17 protein-coding genes are annotated in these 22,318 nt (G+C 44.6%); 11 read left to right on the top strand and 6 right to left on the bottom strand.

Annotation, left to right across the window (positions count from 1 at the left end):
* Positions 1 to 138: 138 nt before the first annotated feature.
* Positions 139 to 1,212: an undecaprenyldiphospho-muramoylpentapeptide beta-N-acetylglucosaminyltransferase gene (murG, locus tag ABUA34_RS09660; RefSeq protein WP_015534505.1), complete on the bottom strand. Its 1,074-nt coding sequence runs from the start codon at positions 1,210 to 1,212 to the stop codon at positions 139 to 141.
* A 20-nt stretch (positions 1,213 to 1,232) separates the two neighbouring features.
* Positions 1,233 to 1,481, bottom strand: a complete 249-nt coding sequence (locus ABUA34_RS09655; RefSeq protein WP_015534506.1) for a TIGR03905 family TSCPD domain-containing protein — start codon at positions 1,479 to 1,481, stop codon at positions 1,233 to 1,235.
* A gap of 253 nt (positions 1,482 to 1,734) precedes the next feature.
* Here ABUA34_RS09655 and ABUA34_RS09650 point away from each other — a divergent pair, with 253 nt between their 5' ends.
* Both ABUA34_RS09650 and ABUA34_RS09645 read left to right on the top strand, forming a co-directional pair.
* Complete coding sequence (locus ABUA34_RS09650) at positions 1,735 to 2,433, top strand: hypothetical protein (protein ID WP_022215999.1); 699 nt, start codon at positions 1,735 to 1,737, stop codon at positions 2,431 to 2,433.
* A gap of 85 nt (positions 2,434 to 2,518) precedes the next feature.
* On the top strand, positions 2,519 to 3,496 hold the full coding sequence (locus ABUA34_RS09645) for a polysaccharide deacetylase family protein (RefSeq protein ID WP_243106188.1): 978 nt from the start codon (positions 2,519 to 2,521) through the stop codon (positions 3,494 to 3,496).
* A gap of 31 nt (positions 3,497 to 3,527) precedes the next feature.
* On the opposite strand, the gene ABUA34_RS09640 is transcribed toward ABUA34_RS09645, so the two are convergent.
* Positions 3,528 to 4,331 (bottom strand): MerR family transcriptional regulator, encoded by an 804-nt coding sequence (locus tag ABUA34_RS09640; protein ID WP_349823221.1) that lies wholly within the window; start codon positions 4,329 to 4,331, stop codon positions 3,528 to 3,530.
* A gap of 215 nt (positions 4,332 to 4,546) precedes the next feature.
* Between ABUA34_RS09640 and ABUA34_RS09635 the strand changes: the two genes are divergently transcribed.
* From ABUA34_RS09635 to ABUA34_RS09605, 7 genes are all read left to right on the top strand, one after another.
* On the top strand, positions 4,547 to 9,355 hold the full coding sequence (locus ABUA34_RS09635) for a YDG domain-containing protein (protein ID WP_349823220.1): 4,809 nt from the start codon (positions 4,547 to 4,549) through the stop codon (positions 9,353 to 9,355).
* Between the two features lie 148 nt (positions 9,356 to 9,503).
* The gene (locus tag ABUA34_RS09630; RefSeq protein WP_004852292.1) at positions 9,504 to 10,859 is read left to right on the top strand and encodes a glucose-6-phosphate isomerase; all 1,356 of its coding nucleotides are present in this window, start codon (positions 9,504 to 9,506) and stop codon (positions 10,857 to 10,859) included.
* Positions 10,860 to 11,039: 180 nt separating this feature from the next.
* Positions 11,040 to 13,178: a DHH family phosphoesterase gene (locus tag ABUA34_RS09625; protein ID WP_015534511.1), complete on the top strand. Its 2,139-nt coding sequence runs from the start codon at positions 11,040 to 11,042 to the stop codon at positions 13,176 to 13,178.
* 3 nt (positions 13,179 to 13,181) lie between these two features.
* Positions 13,182 to 13,628 (top strand): 50S ribosomal protein L9, encoded by a 447-nt coding sequence (gene rplI / locus ABUA34_RS09620; protein WP_015534512.1) that lies wholly within the window; start codon positions 13,182 to 13,184, stop codon positions 13,626 to 13,628.
* A gap of 16 nt (positions 13,629 to 13,644) precedes the next feature.
* The gene (gene dnaB, locus ABUA34_RS09615) at positions 13,645 to 14,976 is read left to right on the top strand and encodes a replicative DNA helicase (protein ID WP_015534513.1); all 1,332 of its coding nucleotides are present in this window, start codon (positions 13,645 to 13,647) and stop codon (positions 14,974 to 14,976) included.
* Between the two features lie 30 nt (positions 14,977 to 15,006).
* Positions 15,007 to 16,170, top strand: a complete 1,164-nt coding sequence (gene fabV, locus ABUA34_RS09610; RefSeq protein ID WP_015534514.1) for an enoyl-ACP reductase FabV — start codon at positions 15,007 to 15,009, stop codon at positions 16,168 to 16,170.
* A 128-nt stretch (positions 16,171 to 16,298) separates the two neighbouring features.
* Entirely contained in the window at positions 16,299 to 16,961 is a 663-nt protein-coding gene (locus ABUA34_RS09605) for an HAD hydrolase-like protein (RefSeq protein ID WP_349823219.1), read from the top strand.
* Positions 16,962 to 17,403: 442 nt separating this feature from the next.
* On the opposite strand, the gene ABUA34_RS09600 is transcribed toward ABUA34_RS09605, so the two are convergent.
* The 3 genes from ABUA34_RS09600 to ABUA34_RS09590 all read right to left on the bottom strand — a co-directional run bounded on the left by ABUA34_RS09600 (position 17,404) and on the right by ABUA34_RS09590 (position 19,864).
* On the bottom strand, positions 17,404 to 17,988 hold the full coding sequence (locus tag ABUA34_RS09600) for a rhomboid family intramembrane serine protease (RefSeq protein WP_349823218.1): 585 nt from the start codon (positions 17,986 to 17,988) through the stop codon (positions 17,404 to 17,406).
* Positions 17,989 to 18,057: 69 nt separating this feature from the next.
* Positions 18,058 to 18,660, bottom strand: a complete 603-nt coding sequence (locus tag ABUA34_RS09595; RefSeq protein WP_015534517.1) for a transglutaminase domain-containing protein — start codon at positions 18,658 to 18,660, stop codon at positions 18,058 to 18,060.
* Between the two features lie 4 nt (positions 18,661 to 18,664).
* A complete protein-coding gene (locus ABUA34_RS09590; protein WP_015534518.1) occupies positions 18,665 to 19,864 on the bottom strand; it encodes a class I SAM-dependent rRNA methyltransferase in 1,200 nt (399 codons plus the stop codon).
* Between the two features lie 258 nt (positions 19,865 to 20,122).
* Between ABUA34_RS09590 and ABUA34_RS09585 the strand changes: the two genes are divergently transcribed.
* Together ABUA34_RS09585 and ABUA34_RS09580 are read left to right on the top strand one after the other, a co-directional pair.
* On the top strand, positions 20,123 to 21,913 hold the full coding sequence (locus tag ABUA34_RS09585) for a CAP domain-containing protein (protein WP_055147340.1): 1,791 nt from the start codon (positions 20,123 to 20,125) through the stop codon (positions 21,911 to 21,913).
* 142 nt (positions 21,914 to 22,055) lie between these two features.
* Positions 22,056 to 22,318: hypothetical protein (locus tag ABUA34_RS09580; protein WP_349823217.1), on the top strand; the 263-nt coding region annotated here is incomplete at its 3' end.

Here is a 22,318-nt window from a genome sequence, read left to right as displayed (position 1 = left end):
ACCTGTACAATACAGGATAGCATCCATGTGTTCAGCCTAGTTCATAAATATGTGTCCAGGATTCTGGGTACATATCATTTAGACGGTGTGGAGTTTTATTTTGCCTTTTTATAATTGCTTTTGCAGATCTTATGCAGATCAGTCGTGGCTGTTTACGAGATCCTCTATCATGTTGATGATGATTCCCGTTGAGTCGGTCAGGTTGCTGGACTCCATAGCCTGGATATATTTCTCTTTGTTGTTGTACACTTCATTTATTCCGGCGAACAGGGAATCTGTGTTCAGCTCTTCCTCCTGGATCACATAGCTGTATCCGCTCTTCTCAAATGACTGGGCGTTGAGAATCTGATCACCTCTTGATGCAGCCTTTGACAGAGGAATGAGGATGTTCGGTTTTCTGAGTGCGAGAAGCTCACAGATGGCATTGGCTCCTGCACGTGAGATGATGATATCGCACAGTGCAAGCATGCTTGCAAGTTCCTTCTTTACATATTCGTACTGAACATAGCCCTTCTTATCCTTGAGGGATTCATCCAGATTGTCCTTGCCGCACAGGTGGATGACGTTGAAGGTCTCCAGAAGACGGTCGATATTGTCTCTTATTGCGTTGTTGATTATGACGCTTCCTGAACTTCCGCCCACGATAAGGAGAACAGGCTTGTTGTCAGTGAAACCGCAGTAGTTATATGCAAATGCGGAATCGCCGCGGAAAAGTTCCTCTCTGATAGGGGTTCCGGTTACGACTGCCTTGCCCTCAGGGAAGAGATCCTTTGTCTCAGGGAAGTTACAGCATACCTTTGTCGCCTTTGGAAGGGCGAGCTTATTTGCAAGGCCGGGAGTCATATCTGATTCGTGTATCACCACAGGGATACCTGCTGAGTGTGCGGCAAATACCACAGGGACTGTGACAAATCCTCCCTTTGAGAATACTACATCAGGCTTGAGCTCTTTCATGAGCTTCTTTGCTTCAGATATTCCTTTAAGTACCTTGAACGGATCTGAGAAGTTCTTCATTGAGAAGTATCTTCTGAGCTTTCCTGAAGCTATGCCGTGATAAGGGATGCCCATATCTTCTATAAGCTTTTTCTCCATGCCGTCATATGAACCGATGTACTGGATGTCATATCCGTGCTTCTTCAGCTCCGGCATAAGTGCCATGTTTGGTGTGACATGACCTGCTGTACCGCCGCCTGTCAATATAATTCTCTTCATAATGATTGTTAATCCTCCTGTTACTGTGCTGAAGCCAGATACTGCTTGAGTGCCTGAGCCAGTTGATCCGGGCATGAAGTCGGCTTGAAACCGCAGGTTGTGCCCTCGAGTCTGGCGATGACGTCCTCTGGCTTCATGCCTTCTACGAGAGCTCCGATACCCTTGAGGTTACCATTGCATCCTCCGGTGAACTTTACATCATGCAGCCTGCCATCGATGACGTCAAAGTTGATCTCGACAGAGCAGGTTCCTTTAGTCTTATAAACCATAACAATACCTCTTTTCTATTGTACTTAACCAATCATTTTAATATTCGCTGATACATTCTAAGATGTATGTATCCTGCTTTTTTCATCTTGAAGTATATCAAAAGAGCATGCAAAAGACAAACATTTGTCGAGCGAAAATAATTGTATACCCCGGAATGTCGCTCATATAATACTACCATCCGGACCGGCCAAACGGATGTGGGGTTAAGCCCTGACAGGATATGATCGAATAATTGAAAAGAGAGGGAAAACTATGTTTGAAATTTTGTTGAATCAGAATGTGTGTATGTATGTGATGATAGTGTGTGGGTGTATAGGGCTGACAGGACGGGCTGTGATGAGCAGTTATCTTGCAAGACTGGCAAAGGCGGCTGAGCGCATGGGAACGACGCGGAAAAAACAATTGATGGAGATGCGCAGGCGGTATGAGGATATAACATCGCTGGATGTGAACATACATGACACTGCCGCATTTGTGGACAAGTACATAGACAGGCTGAAGATAGGTTTTATACCGATAAATGTGTGGAATGGATTTGTGAAAAATATGGGAGTGGCCGCAGCTGGGACAGGCATATTTGCAGCGGCGTATCAATATTATGTAGTAGGCGATGGCGTGGAGACATTGAAGATGCTGGGGTGTGGACTGGCAGCTTGCATAGTGCTGGTGGCTGCTCATAACCAGTGGAATTGTGAATGGCATATGAGGACTCTGCGTGACAGCGCCAGAAATTATCTGGGCAACAGCCTGGCAAACAGATTGAAAAAGGAAGAAGAGAAACAGACAACGAAGCAGGATACTGTTGAGGCCATGGCAGCATGCAGTGAGACAGATGAAAATGACAGGATAAAAAGAAAGGCGAAGCCTGCGCGGAAAGCACAGCGGAGTGATAAGTCAGATTATGATGCTCTGCTTGACGGAATAATGAAGAAAATGCTTGCGGACGGATAGCAGGGGTGTTGATGAGCAGGTGCGTGGCAGATGAAATGCAGGTGAAAGCTGCCTGCAGAAGCCAATAAATTCAGGATGGTAGATAGTGAGAAAGCTGTACTTGATAGCAGGACTGTATGCTGCCTGCGTGATCGGAGCCGTGCTCAGCGGATGCTCCATATATGACAAGGAGGATCTGTCCAAGATGGTGGCGACTCCGGGGGACGCAGAGTGTCAGGCAGACGGTGCGAAGAATGGGGAAGGTGATGCGGAAGGAAAAGAAAAATCGGGAGACAAGACGGAAGATGCGGAGAGTAACACGGACACAGACGGGGAGAGTCAGGGTGAGGATATGACCAGACTCAGGGATTACAGCCAGATATCGACAAAGAAATATTCATGGTACATAGTGCGGGACAAAAATCATGGAATGAGTGGCTGTGACAACAGCTTTCCGCTGGAGCAGTACGATGCGTTCTACGTGGACAGAGTGTGTGCTGAGAAGAATGAAAAGGTGATGTATCTGACATTTGACTGTGGGTACGAGAACGGATATACAGAGCAGATGCTGGATGTGCTCAAAAAGCACAATGCAAAGGGCTGCTTCTTCGTGACGATGACTTACATAAGGGACAATCCGGATATAGTAAAGAGGATGAAGGAGGAGGGACATCAGGTGGGAAACCACACGGTGCATCATCCGTGCATGCCGGAGAAGAGTGTGGAGGAGCAGAAAAGTGAGTTAAAGGAGTGCTCAGACTTTATGAGGAATGAAACTGGGTATGAAATGGATATGTATTTCAGACCGCCGAGCGGTGAGTACAGTGAACAGGTTCTGCAGCTGGCTAAGGATATGGGGTATAAGACCATATTCTGGAGTATGGCTTACCTTGATTATGATGTGAACAATCAGCCGGGGACGGACTATGTCATTGATCATTTTGCGAAATATCATCATCCGGGAGCCATTCCTCTCATACACAATGTGTCGTCGTCCAATGCGCAGGCACTTGATACGGTTCTCACAAACCTGGAGAAGGAGGGATATGAGTTCAGGTCTTTGAATGAGATGAAAATTGAATAGTAGTATCAGAAACAGAAGCTCTCTGTGCGGATCATGCCGATCCGAACGGAGAGCTTTTGTGTATTGGCAGTGCGATCTGTGTGATATAAGCATCTTTATTTGCTCCGTGGGTTGGAGGACCCTCCATAAATGAATTGCGAAAATAACCACAAGTAGCAAGATTGTTTTCTTTTGCATAGTCCAATAGTTTCTTCTGGACAGTGTCGAAATTTTCATATGGACCACGGTGGTATATACAGATAGCTGCAGTCTGTGGAAGTTTTTTTATGTGTTCGTCATTGGTGTCAGGATTTGCTGCGACAGGTATGACATATCTTCCTTCGGATGTTGATTCGACAAAAACCTCTGTACACATTTTGCCTGTGGTGTCCAGTTGATATTTTTTTGTTGCCTCGATAAAGGTCTTGCGCAGATCTTCAGTTTTTCTGGCCAGATCAGAGTCTTTGAACTCCTGACAAAATGCAGTGAATGAGGGAAGAGTGATAAAACGGATCTCCGGTTCTGATGTCTGGGACTGACGCAGCTGAAGCTGGGCTATGCACAGATCCAGCTGGGAACGGAGCGTAGTCATACGTTCAATGACATCCTCAAGCTTTTCGGTATTATTGAAGTACTTGTTAATCTCGGATAGCGATAATCCTAGTCCCTGAAGAACTTTTATAATTCGTATATGTACGATGTTATCGGCAGAGTAGTAGCGGAAACCGCTACTCTCATTTTTGTATGCGGGTGTCAGAAGCCCCAGGTCTTCGTAGTTTAACAGCATTCTTCTTGTCACTCCAAGCATTTTGGTGACTTCGCCAATTTGATATAGATTTTTATTTGCGTGATTCATATGATTCCTCTCCCCTTAAAAATAGACAAAAAAAATTGTAAATATTGCATAAATACCGCAAAAATATTGTTGACTTGAACATTGATGTACGAATTATAATTATCATAAATTGTTAAAGGGAAAGAGTCAAGAATTAACAGGAGGTAGTGGTTGCAGAGAGAAAACATTAACGGACACACGAAAAAGAGGTTTTATTGAGAAAGAGAGGGAAGTGTATGAAAGAAAGAATTCTATGCAGAAAAGTTATGGCATGGCTCATGACAGCTTTCATGGTCATAACGTGTTTGATTTCGATAGGTGGTAAGAATACTGCCTACGCAGCGGCTATGGAGAATATCAAGGTAACAGACGTGGATATAAGCACAGATGGACATATGAGAGGTCTCAAGTGGGGGTGGACAACCAGCGGTTATGCCAGCGCGAGCTGCAAGCTTGGCATTCAGTCTGAGAAGTTCACGACTGGAGATCTCACAAACTTTGGTGATTATCTGAGCAGCCATAGGTACAGTGGATGGGCGAGTGCCGAGTCACCTGAAGGCTGCGGATTTAAAGGCTGGATAACAGAGAACTCGTTCTCAAGGAGTTCAGGTACATATGACAGAACGGATACCATTTCCGGAGAGGGAATAGATATGGGTACCACCGGTGTGTATTATCTGTATACGTGGACATATTATAATGGTTATGTATTCCCTGATATTTACATAGGAAGTATTGATCTGAATGCTGGCAAGATCGTGGACGCCAGCGGCAATGAAATAACATTTCAGATCGGTGGCTTTTCAGGCGGAGGCAATACAGATCCTTCGGAGGAAGAAGTTGTATTCATGAACAATGGATATCCATATGGCAAGAATATGACGAATAGTTCAATCACTCTCGTTATGGACGTGACAGGGGAAGCTGCAACATATCAGTGGCAGAGCGCAACCAGTAAGCGTGGACCATTTACAGATATTGAAGGTGCAAATGGAAGTACATATACGTTCACCCCGACTCATGGATACTGGTACAGGTGCGTGGTGGATGGTACAGCCAGCAGAGCGGTAAAGGCAGTTATCCCTACCAGTGACAATGGAAATACGTGGACAAAGCCAAATACTTGCTGGTATATAAGCAATGGAGTTATGGCTTACATGGCCAATGACAAAGGGGTTGATATTGTTGGCTTGTATACCAAGGACGGAAAGAACTATATGCTTGGAACAAGCTACGACAAAGTATGGAGATTGTACAGCAGAAGCGATTCAGAGCCTTCAGCAGAAACGGCTACATCACAAGTATCTGTGGCTTCGCTTGCAGCTCTAAGATTGTCGTTTGATCCTATGAATACTCACGATCTGATTTTTGATGCTGAACTTGGTGAGGGACAGCATTCATTTGCAATAGGAGCGGATGCGAACATTGGAAATAGTATTACAAGCTCTGACAGTGCAGATGAAGCGGTGCTTGCTGCCACTGTCAAGAATGGTGAATTACAGCAGATAGCGATGATGGGAGTTGCTAAAGCGGCGGATGCGGCAGATGATACTCCATCATTTGTTCTTGCCCCTATAACACAGGCAAGTTATTACTGGATCGGGGACTATGATTCCAGAAGAATATTTGAGTACAATACAGGTTCATCAAGCTACATAAAGGAAACTGCTGAAATAAATGGTCAGAATGCTGCATCCCTGGTTGAAGGAATAGATTCGGGATTGACAATGTCATGGACAAATGTTGAAGATGGCGGACATATAGGTTTCAAATTCAGCGTTGGAGCGGTGGCTGATGTAGGAGCAGTTACAGGACAGGTTGATTATATAACAGAAAATCTGACAGATCTTGATGGCGATACTTCATATATCATCACTGTCGATGGCGAGTCATATGAAATTGTGAGTGATATGTATGGTGATATAGCTCTTGAGGGAACAGATGATAACGACGTATCATATAGTTTGTTTGGTAAAAATATAAGTATCAGCAAGAAGGACAGTCAGGATACACCTGCTGATATAACTGTTGCAGCAAGACCGGAGGCGCCATCTGCACCGAAGACTCTTGCAGACATACAGAATCCAACACCAGCTGATATGGAAAGTGCTGCAGACGGCGAAGGCATTGAGATAGTAAGCGTGACTGGCGATTCTGTGACAGTAAGCCCGCTTGGCGGACAGCAGTATCAGTATTCGATGGATGGAGCGACATGGACAGTTCTCGATGATCTGAATGTGTCAGATAATTATGTTATCTCAGGACTTGAAGAGAATCAGAGGGTATATGTTCGCACAAGATACGTGGCTAATACGACAAAACCAGCTTCATTGTGGTCAGATGCCAAGGCAGTCTCACGTGATCTGATCGCCGGAGTAACTGCGGAAGATACAACCTGCACTTACGATGGATTGATACATAGCCCATCTGTTACAATTGCAGATGGCCTGGATGGAGCTTCTATCAGTTATTCATTGGCAGCAGATGAGCCGTACACACAGACGGTTCCAGAACTTAAAAATGCCGGAACATATAAGGTGTATTACCTTGTTACAGCAGATGAGTGTTCACCGGTATTTGGCGATGTGACTGTGACTATCGAAAAGAAAACGATCACAGCGGATAAGGTAATTGTTGATGAAAATGCATATATACAGGGAATCCAGTTCTCAGGATTGCTGGATGGAGATGAACTTGTATATGACGAGGATTATACTGTAGTACTGTGGGACGTTACATCTGGAATAGAGACGGTTGTAACTACATACAGATTTGGGCTTGCAACTACGGGAAATGCAGCCAATTACATGCTTCAGAACAAGTCATGGGATATGGTTCATTATCATGACTGGACGTATGAGATAAAAGAAGGCCACAGTAACAAGATAATTGCATATTGCAATGAAACTGAGAATCCGGCACACTGCGCATATCAGGGCAGAAACGAGGCGGTCAGCTGTACTGTGACAGCAGAAAGCAGAGCGTATGACGGCACAGAATATGCAGGTGCAGTTGTTAATAACTGGATAACAGAGAAGACCGGAGATGCAGCTGTTACATATTATGAGGGAACAGGTGACACCGATTATCCGGAAAATGAGAATGCGCCGGTAAATGCAGGTACTTATAAGTTTGTTGTGAAGATAGCTGATGTTACGGCATATGCAGAATTTGAAATACAGAGACTTGACCAGAATATTGAATTTGATGTATGCAATTACACATTTGGCGACAGTGTAGAGGCTCCAGAGGTTACAGGAGCACAAGAGGATCCTGTTATAGAGTATTACTACACAACAGAGAACAGCAACACGGATGGAACATTGTGGGAGAACTCCAGATCGGCAGATCCGGGCACATATTATATGTATGCCAAGGTTTGTGCTACAACCAATTACAATGAGTATGTAACACAACCGGTTCAGTTCACAGTTGCAAAGAGAGAAGCTCCGACAGACATAACAGCGGCAGATATTGTAAAGACATATGACGGCAAGGCATATGGAATAACAGTTACAGGTGATATTCCAGAGGATGCGGTTGTGACGTATGGAACTTCTGAGGATGCATGCGATAAGACTGTAAGTCCGAAGTACAGTCAGGCTTCAGATGAACCATACACTGTATATTATAAGGTTGCAGCAAGGGGATATGACACGATATCCGGACATGCAACTATCACCATCAACAGAAGACCACTTGCTGTATCGGGAATCAAAGCTACATCAAAGGCTTACGATGGACAGACAGAGGCAAAGCTTGACTATTCAGGCGTTGTTCTGAATGGTAAGGTCAGCGCAGATGTGATTGCAGTTACAGCTACAGGAACATTTGACAGTGCAGATGTGGGAACAGGCAAAACTGTAAGCATCACAGATATAAAGATCAGCGGAAAGACCGCTTCAAACTATGTACTTACAGAAGATGCCCAGCAGCAGACAGCAAAGGCAGATATCACTCCTGCGGGAACAACTCTTACTGTAGAAAAGGTTGGAGCTAAGACATATGGAGGTGCAAAGTTTGCCCTCAATGTGAAGTGTAGTAGAAATGACAAGAAAACATTTACAAGCAGCAATACAAAGGTTGTCAAGGTGGATGGCACAGGCAAGGTAACTATAGTTGGTGCAGGCAAGGCGGTTGTGACAGTATCCGTTGCGGCAAATCAGAACTATAAGGCAGCAGCTACAAAGGTTGCGATCACGGTAAACAAAAAAGCCATCAGATTAACTGCAAATGACGCATCTAAGTATGAAGGCAAGGCGGATCCGAAGTTTACATTTACAGCGGAGGGACTTGTTGGCAAGGATAAGCTTACAGGAATTGTTCTCAAGAGAGCTGCTGGTGAGAAGTCCGGAACATACACGATCACAGCAAGCCAGAAGAAGGGTGCAAATCCAAACTACAATATAACATTTGCCATTGGCCGTCTTGTTATAAAGAAATCTCCAAATGTTGAACCTAGTGGAACAGAACTCTATAAGAAGACACTTCCGTTCTTCCTTATGAAAGGAAAGGGAACAGGAACAAGAATAGATCTGACATGGGATAAGGTCAAAGGTGCAACAGGATATGATGTATACTGGTCATATTGTAATGGAAAGAACAACTTCAATAAGCTTGCTAATGTACCGAAGTCCCAGAAATATGCCGATAAGAACCTCAATAATAAGAGAGAATACAAGTATTTTACAGTCGCATACAAGATGTCGGGTGGCAAGAAGGTATATCTCGGCAGGACAAATACAGTCCATGTTGCAATGCCCCAAGCATCAAAGACAAATGTCCTGAAAGTTACTGTGAACAAGACCAAGGTTAACCTTGCAAAAGGTAAAACATTTAAGATCACCAAGAAGGTTAAGCTTGAGAATCCAAAGAAGAAGGCGTTAAACCATCTTACGAAGAAGGAAAGGTTCATAACATCCAATGCAAAGGTGGCAACTGTTTCATCTGCAGGAGTTATAAAGGCAGTGCGTAAGGGCACATGTACGGTTTATGTAATGTCTGAAAATGGTGTTTGTGCAAAGATCAAAGTGACGGTTAAGTAGTGCTTTAGACATGGTTATAATTGAAAACTCCTCCAAACCGGTTGTGGCTTTGGGGGAGTTTTTTGAGATTAATAGTTGATTATGGTATACCTATTTGCTAAAATTGATTCAATGTGAAAAATTTAATACAAGTAAGGAGAGAAAACAAATGGCACAGACAGTAAGTTTCGATTTTAAGAATGCAAAAGCCATGGCTACAGACGCTGATATCGCAGCAATCAAGGATCAGGTAGTAGCTGCAAAGGCAACACTTGTAAACAAGACCGGTGAGGGAAATGATTTCCTTGGATGGATCGACCTTCCAGTAGACTATGACAAGGAAGAGTTTGCGAGAATCAAGAAGGCAGCAGCTAAGATCCAGGCAGATTCAGACGTGCTTGTAGTAATCGGTATCGGTGGTTCTTACCTGGGTGCAAGAGCAGCCATCGAAGCTTTAAGACACAGCTTTTATAATTCAGTTGACAAGTCAATCCGTAAGACTCCTGAGATCTACTATGCAGGATCAAATATCAGCAGCACATACATGGCTCATCTGCTTCAGGTGATCGGTGACAGAGATTTCTCTATCAACATCATCTCCAAGTCGGGTACAACAACAGAGCCTGGTATCGCTTCAAGAATCTTCAAGAAGAAGCTTGTTGAGAAGTATGGCAAGGAGGGCGCAGCAAAGAGAATCTACGCCACAACGGACAAGGCAAAGGGAGCTCTCAAGACACTTGCAACAGAGGAAGGCTATGAGACATTTGTAGTTCCTGATGATGTAGGAGGACGTTTCTCAGTTCTCACAGCAGTTGGTCTTCTGCCAATAGCAGTAAGCGGTGCTGATATAGATAAGCTTATGGAAGGCGCAGCTTCAGCAAGAAAGGATTGTCTTGCACAGGACTTCGACGATTCAGATGCTATGAAGTACGCAGCAGTAAGAAATGTACTGTACAACAAGGGTAAGTCAATCGAGATCCTTGCTAACTTTGAGCCGGCACTTCACTATGTATCAGAGTGGTGGAAGCAGCTCTACGGCGAGAGCGAGGGTAAGGATGGCAAGGGACTCTTCCCAACAGCCACAGACTTTACAACAGACCTTCATTCACTTGGACAGTTCATCCAGCAGGGTTCACAGAACCACTTTGAGACAGTGATCAATGTTGTTAATCCAACATGTGAGATCGTTATGGAGGCTGAGGACTCAGATCTTGACGGACTTAACTATCTTGCAGGCAAGACAGTTGATTTCGCCAACAAGAGTGCTATGAACGGAACTATCCTTGCACACGCAGATGGTGGAATTCCTATCATCCAGATCAACATCGATAAGATTGATGAGTTCACTCTCGGTGAGCTATTCTACACATTTGAGTTTGCATGTGGTGTGAGTGGATACACACTTGGTGTAAATCCATTCAATCAGCCAGGTGTTGAGAGCTACAAGAAGAACATGTTCGCTCTTCTCGGCAAGCCGGGCAACGAGGAGCTTGGCAAGGAGCTTCTTGCAAGAATCAACGGTTAATAGATCTTTACAGATTAATATATAAGAGATGCAGGTGTGTTTTGCCACACCTGCATTTTTTTGCAATTCTATATTTCTTGTAATCAGAATCGCACAATGTTATACTTATGAAGTGTATAGGCTCAGAATTGAGCCTGATCATTTGCATTGTGAATGGAAGGATAAGAAGGGCAGTGACATATGAATGAAAAGAGAGATGTAGAGGGGCTGTACAACCGATATAGACAGGTTCCATTGTATCTGATAGGAATGTTCTGTCTGATGACAGTGTTCATGTATTTTGTCGGAATAGGAGCCGGCGTTATAGCCACCATTTTTACGGCAGTATACGGAGCGGTGAGCATTGTTGTTTTCCTGAGGATGAATGCTTTGTCCCGCGACAGATATGTGGAATTTGCCATGGAGCACGGCAAGATGCAGAAGGAGCTCATAAAGGAGTTTCCGGTTCCGTACGCATTGCTTGACGAGGATGGAAAAGTTGTGTGGGTGAACGACGAGTTCTCAGGTATAACGGAGACCAGTAAGAGAAAGCTCATGAAGCTGAATATAGTTCAGGTATTTGAGGAGGTTACCGAGGAGAGTCTTCCTTATCAGGAGGATGTCACCGAGGGAGAGATAGCATTTAACGGAAGAGAATACCGTTATGAGATCAGACGTGTACAGGTGAATAAGGTTGAGCCTGCTATGGAAGAGACGGATGCCCAGCCGGGTGAGGCCGGCACAGACGGAGATGGGGCTGATGAGCAGAAGAAAGAGACGAAGTCTTCGCACGGTGGTTCAAGACACCACGGCAAGACGGACACCTTCCTTGCGTTCTACATGTTTGATGTGACAGTGGTGAATCAGCTCGCTCAGGAGAACCATGACCAGAAGCTGGTTGCGGGTCTCATATATATTGATAACTACGATGAGATATTTGAGTCGCTTGAGGAAGTACGACACTCTCTTCTTGTTGCCCTGGTCGACAGAAAGATTAACAAATACATGGCAAATGTCGACGCCATAGTCAAGAGCCTTGAGAAGGACAAGTACATGTTCGTGATGCCACAGAAGTATCTGGATCAGCTCAAGGAGAACAAATTTGCCCTGCTCGATGAGGTCAAGGCTATAAATATCGGAAATGATCTTCCGCTTACACTCAGTATAAGTCTTGGTACTGATTACAAGAGCTTTATAGAAAACTTTGAGGCAGCGCGTTCTGCCATGGAGCTTGCTCTGGGCCGAGGCGGCGATCAGGCGGTTATCAAGTCCGCCGACAGGATCACCTACTTTGGCGGTAAGAGTCAGGGAACGGAGAAGTCCACGAGAGTTAAGGCGAGGGTTAAGACTCTTGCGTTCAAGGAGCTTCTTGAGACCAAAGAGAAGGTTATAATCATGGCCCACAAGAATCCGGATATGGATGCTTTTGGTTCAGGTATAGGAATATACAAGATGGTGACTGCGCTGGGCAAGACGGCGCATATAGTTGTAAATGAGGTGTCATCGGCCATAAGTCCGATATACGGCAATTTCACTTCGAGCAATTCCTACCCGGCAGATATGATAATCAACAACGATCAGGCGCTCAGTCTGGTCGATGACGACACGGTCGTAGTTGTGACGGATGTGAATAATCCTACGCTCACGGAGTGTGAGGAACTGCTGGCATATGCGAAGAGCATAGTGGTGTTCGATCACCACAGGCAGACAAAGGATGTCATTGCAAATGCGACACTGTCGTATATAGAGCCATTTGCGTCATCTGCATGTGAGATGATCGCAGAGATGCTCCAGTACATGGATGAGAAGATAAAGCTCAGGCCTACAGAGGCGGACGCCATGTATGCCGGAATACTCATTGACACCGACAACTTCCTGAGCAAGACCGGTGTCAGAACCTTTGAGGCAGCCGCGTTCCTGAAGAGAAGCGGTGCGGATGTCATGCGAGTAAGGAAGATGTTCAGAACTGACATAGAGACCTACAGACAGAAGGCGGAGGGTGTCAGCCACGCAGAGATGGTGCTTGATGCATTTGCCATATCAATCATTACACCTGGGGATGGCCCTGAGTCGCCGGTGGTACTCACCGCCAAGATTGCAAATGAGATGCTGAACATCGCAGGTGTCAGAGCTTCATTTGTAATAGCGCAGATGGGTGCGGATGTCAAGATAAGTGCAAGAGCCATTGACGATGTCAATGTCCAGATAATCATGGAGAGAATGGGTGGCGGCGGTCATGCAAATATCGCGGCAGCTCAGTTTGAAAATGCGAAAGCAGAGGATATAAAGAAGGAGCTTGTTGGGCTCCTGAATGAGATGTATAAGGAAGGAGATATTTAGGATATGAAGGTCATATTATTACAGGATGTTAAAAGCCTTGGAAAGAAAGGCGCAATGGTAGAGGTAAATGAGGGCTACGCAAGAAATTTCATCATTCCTAAGAAGCTCGGCATGGAGGCAACTCCAAAGAATATGAATGATTTCAAGCTCCGCAAGGCTCATGAGGAGAAGGTGGCAGCAGAGAATCTTGCTGATGCCAAGGCACTTGCGGCAGAGCTTGAGAAGGCTTCAGTAACTGTTAAGATCAAGGTTGGAGAGGGCGGAAGAACATTTGGCTCAGTATCCACAAAGGAGATCTCAGATGCCATCAAGAGCCAGCTCGGTAAGGATATAGACAAGAAGAAGATCGTTATGAAGGACTCCATCAAGGCGTTAGGAAGCTTTTCAGTGAAGGTCAAGCTTCACCCTGAGGTTCAGGCAGAGCTTGCTGTAAAGGTCGAGGAAGCATAAGGAGTATAGATAAAATATGGAAGATGCATTTGCAAGAAAAAAGCTTCCCTACAATCTGGATGCCGAGAAGTCTGTTATAGGTTCCATGCTCATGGACAGAGACGCCATAGTAGAGGCGTCCGATATGCTGACCAAGGAGGATTTCTACTATGGTCAGTACGGAATATTGTTCGAGAATATGGTAGAACTGTTCAAGGAGGGTAAGGCGGTCGATCTGGTAACCCTGAAGAACAAGCTTGAGGAGAACAATGTACCTGATGAGGTCATAAGCACCAAATCCATAGCGGAGATATTGGAGACGGTTCCGACATCGGTGAATGCCAAGCATTATGCCGAGATCGTGGCGGACAAATCCATACTCAGGAAGATGATAAAGCTGTGCGAGGAAGTGGAGAAGGACTGTTATCTTGATTCGGAGGGAGTTGAACAGCTCCTTGAACAGGCCGAGAGTGGTGTGTTCAATCTGATAAAGGAGAGGAACGGCTCCAGCAAATTTGTGGGGATCGACAGGATCGTCATGAACGTTATCGAGCAGATAGAGGAGGCTTCCAGAAAGAACACAAGAGTAACAGGTATCCCTACGGGATTCATAGATCTGGACAATATGCTCACCGGTCTCCATGGATCGGAGTTTATACTGGTGGCTGCTAGACCTGCCATGGGTAAGACGGCATTTGTCCTTAATATTGCCCACCATGTTGCCGTGCGCAAGGGAATTGCCACTGCGATATTCAACCTGGAGATGAGCAAGGAGCAGCTTGTAACGCGTATGATAGCCATGGATTCCCTGGTTGATTCCCAGAAGGTACAGACGGGACAGTTGGCTGAGGACGACTGGGATCAGGTGCTTGCCAGTGCGGAGAGTATAGCTGCCGCACCGCTGTACATAGAGGATAGTTCAGCACTCACCATATCCGAGCTGAGATCAAAATGCAGACAGCTCAAGAGCAAGAACAATCTTGGACTCATCATCATCGACTACCTGCAGCTTATGAGCACGACGGGACGAGTTGAGTCGCGACAGCAGTTCGTATCTGATATGTCGAGATCGTTGAAGATGCTTGCCAGGGAGCTGGATGTGCCTATCATAGCGCTGTCACAGCTTAACCGAGAGGTTGATAAGAGACCGGATCACAAGCCTGTGCTTGCGGATCTCCGAGAGTCGGGATCTATCGAGCAGGATGCCGATGTGGTTATGTTCATATACAGAGATGATTATTACAATCCTGATACCGACAAGAAGGGTATCTCGGAGATAATCATAGCTAAACAGAGAAAAGGTGCCACCGGATCTGTGGATCTGGTATGGCTGCAGGAATACACGAAGTTTGCCAACAAAGAGCACTAAATATATTATGTTTTATAAGGAGAATTGAAAATGGTAGTTGAACCAAGAGTTAAAGATTTTATTTGTACAACAGCTCACCCGGTGGGATGCGCACAGAATGTAAAGAATCAGATCGAGTATGTCAAGTCAAAGGGAACAGTTAAGAGCGATAACGCACCTAAGAAGGTTCTGGTGATCGGAGCGTCAACAGGATACGGACTTGCATCACGTATCGCAGTTGCATTTGGCTATGGCGCAGATACCCTCGGCGTTATGTTTGAGAAGGAGTCAAATGGACGGCGTACAGCAACCGCTGGCTTCTACAACAACAGAGCATTTGAGGAGGAGGCTCACAAGGCCGGACTCTATGCAAAGTCCATCAATGGCGACGCGTTCTCAGTCGAGATCAAGGAGCAGGTCATCGAGACCATCAAGGCAGACATGGGCAAGATAGACATGATCGTATACAGCCTGGCAGCGCCTAGAAGAACAACTCCAGATGGAACAAAGTACACATCAGTACTCAAGACGGTTGGTGAGGAGTACACCAACAAGACACTTGTACTCAAGGACAACACCATCACAGATGCACATATAACAGCGGCAAATGATGACGAGATCAATGCCACCATCAAGGTAATGGGCGGTGAGGACTGGATCGACTGGATGCAGGCACTCTCAGATGCCGGAGTTCTGGCAGATAACGTGATCACAGTTGCATACTCATACATAGGACCAAAGATCACATTCCCTATCTACGCTGAGGGATCGATCGGACAGGCAAAGAAGGATCTGTACAAGTCAGCAGACATTATAAATGAAAAGTTCCCTAACATAAAGGCGAAGATAGCCATCAACAAGGCTCTTGTCACACAGTCAAGTGCAGCTATCCCTATCGTACCTCTGTATATCACACTTCTCTACAAAGTTATGAAAGAGAAGGGACTCCACGAGGGATGCATAGAGCAGATGCAGAGACTGTTCATGGATAAGATCCTGGATGACACCCAGGTGGACGACAACGGATTCATCCGTATGGACGACTGGGAGATGAGAGATGATGTTCAGGAAGTTGTTGCTGAGCACTGGGATACAGTCAACAATGACAATGTCAAGGATATAGCAGACATCGATGGATATTGGGAGGATTTCTACAACATGTTCGGTTTCAAGATCGACGGTGTGGATTACTCAGCAGATGTTGATATCATGTAATATTCATGGGTAGTTTCAATATATAAATACTACAAATGCCCCACAGATTCATAGAATTTGCGGGGCATTTCGGTAAGCGCTTTTTTGGTGTGCCTGACCCATTTTTTTCGCAAGGAGGAAGACGGTATATGTACAAATATTTATTATTTGATCTTGATGGAACCATCACCAAGTCTGAGGAAGGAATATTCAACTGTATAAAATACGCTCTGGACTGGGCTGGAATTCCATATCCTGAATACAGTGTATTCAGAAGCTTTATAGGACCATCGCTTTATGATTCTTTCGTGAGGGAATTCGGCATGGACGACGCAAAAGCGAAAGAGATGGTTGCGAAGTACAGAGAGAGATACAACGTGGTAGGTCTCTTCGAGGCTGAGGTGTACGACGGAGTGGCAGACACCCTGCGTGCCCTTAAGGAGAAGGGCTGCATACTCTCAGTTGCAACCAGCAAGCCGACAGAGCCGACACTCCGTATCCTTGAGAAGTTCGGTGTGGGAAAATATTTTGACGTTGTAGTTGGAAGTAATCCCGACGGAACAGGATCAGACAAGAAGCACATCATATCCCAGGTCCTTGAAAGCCTCAAGAAAGATCACGGACTGACAGAAGATATGATAAAATCAAACCAGGTTGTGATGATAGGCGACAGACGCTACGACATAGAAGGTGGCAAAGCCTGCGGCCTCCAGACCATAGGAGTCCTCTACGGCTACGGCAGCAGAGAAGAATTCGAAGCTGCCGGCGCCGACAACATAGTAGAAAGCCCAGAGGAAATCCTGAATCTGTAGATAGAAAGGTAGCTTATAGTTTATAGATGTCTGTGTTGATATATATTTTATTAAATATCTATGATTATTTTTGTGGGATGACACTCTGGGGAACTGAATAAAAGAAAAACAGGTAAGAGTCGATATCTATAATATAGTGTGGTGTATAAAATATATTTTTCAGCGAAATATGTCAGGAACATGATCTGAAAAGTATATATCCAACAAGACCAGGATGCCATACTCCCTGGGAATATAAAATTGGGTCTCTATATATGTAATCGGTAGCGAAGACGCCTGAACTTTGCTGCTTACTGCCAAGGCGGAGCTTGCAACGCTCTTATAGCGAGCGGGAGCCGCGTGCAGATATAAGCAAAGCAAAGTGAGGTAAGTCGAGCGTGATTACATATATAGAGACCCAATTTCTGTCCCTGGAGAGTATGTCATCCGTCCGTTCGTCATATCATCTCCTGACATTTGAGATATACCCGAAGAACGCTCCGATGATCCCCCCGATAATGTGGGTGAGATTCGACACATTGTCCTTCACAAACACTCCGTCAGCCACCTGTCCGCCGATATAAAGCACTGCAACAAGTATGAAGGTGAGCGGTATGGAGCCGTCCTTTATACATGCAAAAGAAGACAGAAGAATGTATGCGAATACCACTCCGCTGGCGCCGAGCAATGCTGTACCAGGGAAGAATATGAAATGCACGATTCCTGTCACCAGTGCGGTGGTGCTGGTTACGATGAGCAGATCCTTTGAGCCGTATTTTTCCTCAAGTAGTGGGCCGATCACAAGCAGCAGCGTCATGTTGTTGATAAGGTGACTCCAGCTTGCGTGACCAAATACATGGGCAAACATGCGGACGTAGGTTAAAGGATCGGTGAGAGGGGCTCTGTATACTTCAAATAGAAGAAAGTTACTTTTGCCGCCTGTGAGGATATTCAGGAGATAAGCTCCCAGACAAATGAGTGCAAATGTAAGTACCACAGGTGAGTTAAAGGATATTCTTAATATGGTTTTGGATTTTGTCTTTGACATGGATCGGTTCCCCTCTTATTCATATAGTATAGAAAAATATTACCAGCGGTCATCCGCTGGTAATATTTTTTAAGCGTCATAATCTGGCATATCGTTAAAGTACATCTTGTAGAAGTTGGTACTCTGTTCGAGAACCCTCATGGTTGATGGAAGCGGCACGGCGATGAGGTCGTTGAACTCATACTCTCCGGCTGCTGAATCAATCACATGTCCCATCTGAGTTTCATTATGTGTGTAATCGGCGTTGAAACCGCCGTATTTATTGCCACGGGCATCAAGACGTATCCACTTCTTGAGATCCGGGTGATATACCGCATTAAGTGCATGCATAGCCATAAGTCCGCCCTTGTGCTTGATACGGATATAGCAGAATCCTGTATATAAGTTGTTGGCACGAAGCAGTGCTGCCAGCAAATTGGCCTTTGAATAGCTGATGCCCGTGCTGGCTTCCAGTACATCGGAAGCGCTGATAGTTATTACTGAAAAGTTGCTGTCATATGTGTGAGAAATCCTATCCCGGACAAAATAGTAACATGCCTGTATGATCTCATCACTGCTCTTGCAATCTGCAGCAAGTTCCTTTGCCTTTGCAGCGACGATAGGATTGTCATAATTTACATACTTGTCGTATTGCAAATATGCTGAATCCTTATTTCTCTGAATTAGTTGCATTGTGTCATCTCTCCTTTATTACTTGGAATATGTAGAACTTCAGATAATAAGATTCATCTGCAGCCCATAATATTGGGTGATCAGGAGCCTGTGTGCGGAACTCTACCTGGCGAAGTCTTACATGTGAATTCATGGCGGCCTGTTTTATGGTCTTGGTAAATAACTCGAAATCCATAAAATGTGAACATGAACAAGTTGCAAGGAATCCACCATCCCTTACGAGTTTCATAGCACGCAGATTAATCTCGCGATAGCCTTTGACTGCGTTCTTTATTGAATTTCTTGATTTTGTGAATGCCGGCGGGTCAAGTATGACAACGTCAAACTGTTCGCCTTTTGATTCCAGTTCAGGAAGAAGATCAAATACATCTCTGCACTCAAAAGAGACAGTGCTCTCCAATCCGTTGAGCGCTGCATTTTCTCTGGCCTGGGCAATAGCAAGTTCTGAAGCGTCTACTCCCAAAACGCTGGAAGCACCGGCTATGCCTGCGTTTAGAGCAAAGGAGCCTGTGTGTGTAAAGCAATCAAGAACCTTTGCATCTTTACATATTCTCTGAATAGCAAGACGATTATACTTCTGATCCAGAAAGAATCCGGTCTTCTGACCGTCTTTCACATCAACAATATATCGAACGCCATTTTCATTTATATGAACCTTTGTGTTAAATTCGTCACCAATAAACCCTTTATAGGTATCCATCCCCTCGTGTTTTCTGACTTTTGCATCGCTTCGTTCATAAACACCCTCGATTATTATACCATCATTTTTAAGTATATTTTTTAAAATATTTATTAACAAATTTTTAACTTTGTCGATGCCGAGTGCCAGTGATTCGACAACAAGCACGTTTTCAAACTTGTCAATGACGATTCCCGGCAGAAAATCAGCCTCGCCAAATACGACACGGCAGCTACTGGTGTCGACGGTTTTCTTGCGGTAATCCCATGCATCCTGAAGTCTCTTTGTGAAGAATGCCTCGTCGATCTCGGTGTCCACATGTCTTGTGAGCATGCGGATGAGGATCTTGGAGTTGGTATTTATGAATCCTTTGCCGAGTGGATAACCGTCGAAGTCCTTTACTATGACGATGTCGCCGTTCTCAAAGCTGCCGACTATGGTGTCGACCTCATTGTCAAATATCCATGCTCCGCCGGACTTCAGAAGTCGTCCCTCTCCCTTTTTTAATGTAACAATAGCTCCCATAATATATGTATCCTTTCTCTGTACTGCCGTTGGCAGACATTTTTCGTTGTCTGTTTTTGAATTTTGCGGATTTATTTTACCATATGTAGACAAATAATCCAAGATGGGGCGGCTTAACACATTTGTAACAAAAAACTTGTAAAAAAGTTATACTTGTAAAAAATATGTAACACGTGTATACTACGAGCGTAGCAGAATGCACACAAACGTCAGATTCCATGCGGAAACTGATGCTTAATAAAAAGGAGGACAGTAAAGATGTCTACAATGAAGACTAATATTGCAAAGAGAGAAAAGAGCCTGATGGCGGCAAAAGCTATAGGCAGTCTTATGGCGATTGCTGTATTGGCTATTGTGATTTTTTCTACAAATGTGGTGACACAGGCAGATGAGATGGGAGCTGACGGTACGGCAGTTCTGGCCACAGCATCAGATGTAGTTCAGAGTGGAGTGATACAGGATGAGGATGGTTACTTCAGATATTATGTTAATGGTGAAGTGCAGAAAACTGCAGGCTGGATAGATGCCGATGATGGCACCAGATATCTTATAGATGAAAATGGCGTGGCAGCTATGAAGTTTACACGTTCTGGCGATACCATCAAGATATACAGATTCAGCGCTGATTCAAAGGACTGGACGATCTGCAAGAACGAGTGGCAGACAGTGGATAACGTTCTCTATTATCTGAACAATTCCGGACTGTGTGAAAAGATATACGATAATAGCAGCAAGAAGGCAAAGTCACTGAGCAGCGGCAAGCTTGTCCAGGTGAAGAACCAGATGCTTATTCTCAACGATGGCAGAACATATTATTTCAATTCAAATGGTGACAAGGTCACAAAGGGCGGTTGGTATCATATAAATTATGACAATATGGTATTTGTAACAGGCGGTGGATCCCACTATGTAAAGGAGAGGATCTACAAGGCATCAGGCATTTTCAGAAAGTATTCATTTAACGATTCAAAGAAGAGCTGGGATATGAACAAGAACCTGTGGAAGAATACAGGCAGAAAGCTGATGTATTTTGATGGATCAGGCACATGTACCATTCTGTATGATCAGGCATCGAATATATTGTACAGATACATATCAAGCAGCAAGTCATACAAGAGAGTCTCAAATGTGATCGACAAGCTCAACGGAAGCAGATACTACTTCTATGATGCAAATGGAAACAGACGTACATCATCAGGATGGAAGAAGGTAAATGGAAGTACCGCTTACTACGTATGTGACGGCGGATATGTTACCTCAAGATATACAGATCAGAAGGGTACAAAGAAGGTATACGACTTTGATTACTCGAAGAACACATGGGTGCAGAAGAAAAATATGTGGAAGACTGTCTACCGCAGCAGATATTATTTCGGCTCTAAAGGCGTAGCCACAATGAGCTATAACAACAGCACCAAGAAGGCATACAAGTTTACAGGCAGAAAGTGGAAGCCTGCAAAGAAGCTCATAATGAAGATCGGAAATGCCAATTACTATTTCAACAGCGCTGCAAAGCGAGTTGTAAAGGCTGGAAAGTATAAGACAGCCGATGGCTACATAGCATATGTCAACAGAAGAGGCGTTGTATATAAGAGAGAGTACGATCTCTCGGTCAAGAGATATTACACTATCGATCTTGGTAAGGGTAGAAAGACAAGAGTATATGGATATTATGATATAGGCGCGGCAAACAGACTGAGTAAGATGGTCAACCAGCATCGTGCAGAAAATGGACTTTCAAGCCTTAAGGTGTCAACATCTCTGACAGAGACCGCTACCACAAGAGCAAAGGAGATAAGCAACAAGTACAGCCATTACAGACCAAATGGAACACTGTGTCTCAACTCCATGTACGAGTTGTACGGAGAGAATCTTGCATGTGGTTTCAGTGGTGGAGATCTCGTATTCAGAGCATGGTCCAAGTCGACCGCACATGACAGCAATATGCTGAATACTACATACAAGACCATGGGCGTTGCAGTATTTGTGGCTCTCAAAAATGATAAACAGGGATATAAGAGATATTATGTCCTTACATTTGGTAAGTAATTTTAATTAGGAAATTAGTGGAAAATAAGACTGTTAAATCCCTCAAATTAAATTGAATTATATGGAGAAATAGAGTACCATACATAGTATAAGGCAAATAGTCGGATATAGAATTTGGCTAGTTTGGGAATGGAGATTGTGTGTGGGTTTCATATATTCGTCTTTAAATAGAGGTGCCGGCGAGAGTGTGGCACTATTTGACAATAGAATAGCCAGGATGCTTCCTTTTGTCACGGGAAAGGCATATTTTGACCTCAGGAATTATGATGCCCAGACTGGAGAATTCGGAGTATATATTGAATGGGATGGTGAGCTTGAGGCAGTGCTTGGATATTCACTGCCGGCGGGAGGATATTTCGTCAAAGCAACCACACCGCAGGCGTACAGATTCCACAGGCTCGACAG

Source organism: Coprococcus sp. RTP21428st1_C9_RTP21428_210409 (genome assembly GCF_040227395.1).
Lineage (GTDB): Bacteria > Bacillota > Clostridia > Lachnospirales > Lachnospiraceae > Coprococcus > Coprococcus aceti.
Note: the sequence above shows the minus strand (reverse complement) of the source record. Positions and strands in the feature narration are given on the sequence as shown.

Bases quoted from the DNA above. Each gene is read 5' to 3' on its own strand.
- murG (WP_015534505.1), bottom strand. From the start codon at position 1,212: ATGAAGAGAATTATATTGACAGGCGGCGGTACAGCAGGTCATGTCACA.
- ABUA34_RS09655 (WP_015534506.1), bottom strand. From the start codon at position 1,481: ATGGTTTATAAGACTAAAGGAACCTGCTCTGTCGAGATCAACTTTGAC.
- ABUA34_RS09650 (WP_022215999.1), top strand. From the start codon at position 1,735: ATGTTTGAAATTTTGTTGAATCAGAATGTGTGTATGTATGTGATGATA.
- ABUA34_RS09640 (WP_349823221.1), bottom strand. From the start codon at position 4,331: ATGAATCACGCAAATAAAAATCTATATCAAATTGGCGAAGTCACCAAA.
- ABUA34_RS09635 (WP_349823220.1), top strand. From the start codon at position 4,547: ATGAAAGAAAGAATTCTATGCAGAAAAGTTATGGCATGGCTCATGACA.
- ABUA34_RS09630 (WP_004852292.1), top strand. From the start codon at position 9,504: ATGGCACAGACAGTAAGTTTCGATTTTAAGAATGCAAAAGCCATGGCT.
- ABUA34_RS09625 (WP_015534511.1), top strand. From the start codon at position 11,040: ATGAATGAAAAGAGAGATGTAGAGGGGCTGTACAACCGATATAGACAG.
- rplI (WP_015534512.1), top strand. From the start codon at position 13,182: ATGAAGGTCATATTATTACAGGATGTTAAAAGCCTTGGAAAGAAAGGC.
- dnaB (WP_015534513.1), top strand. From the start codon at position 13,645: ATGGAAGATGCATTTGCAAGAAAAAAGCTTCCCTACAATCTGGATGCC.
- fabV (WP_015534514.1), top strand. From the start codon at position 15,007: ATGGTAGTTGAACCAAGAGTTAAAGATTTTATTTGTACAACAGCTCAC.
- ABUA34_RS09605 (WP_349823219.1), top strand. From the start codon at position 16,299: ATGTACAAATATTTATTATTTGATCTTGATGGAACCATCACCAAGTCT.
- ABUA34_RS09600 (WP_349823218.1), bottom strand. From the start codon at position 17,988: ATGTCAAAGACAAAATCCAAAACCATATTAAGAATATCCTTTAACTCA.
- ABUA34_RS09595 (WP_015534517.1), bottom strand. From the start codon at position 18,660: ATGCAACTAATTCAGAGAAATAAGGATTCAGCATATTTGCAATACGAC.
- ABUA34_RS09590 (WP_015534518.1), bottom strand. From the start codon at position 19,864: ATGGGAGCTATTGTTACATTAAAAAAGGGAGAGGGACGACTTCTGAAG.
- ABUA34_RS09585 (WP_055147340.1), top strand. From the start codon at position 20,123: ATGTCTACAATGAAGACTAATATTGCAAAGAGAGAAAAGAGCCTGATG.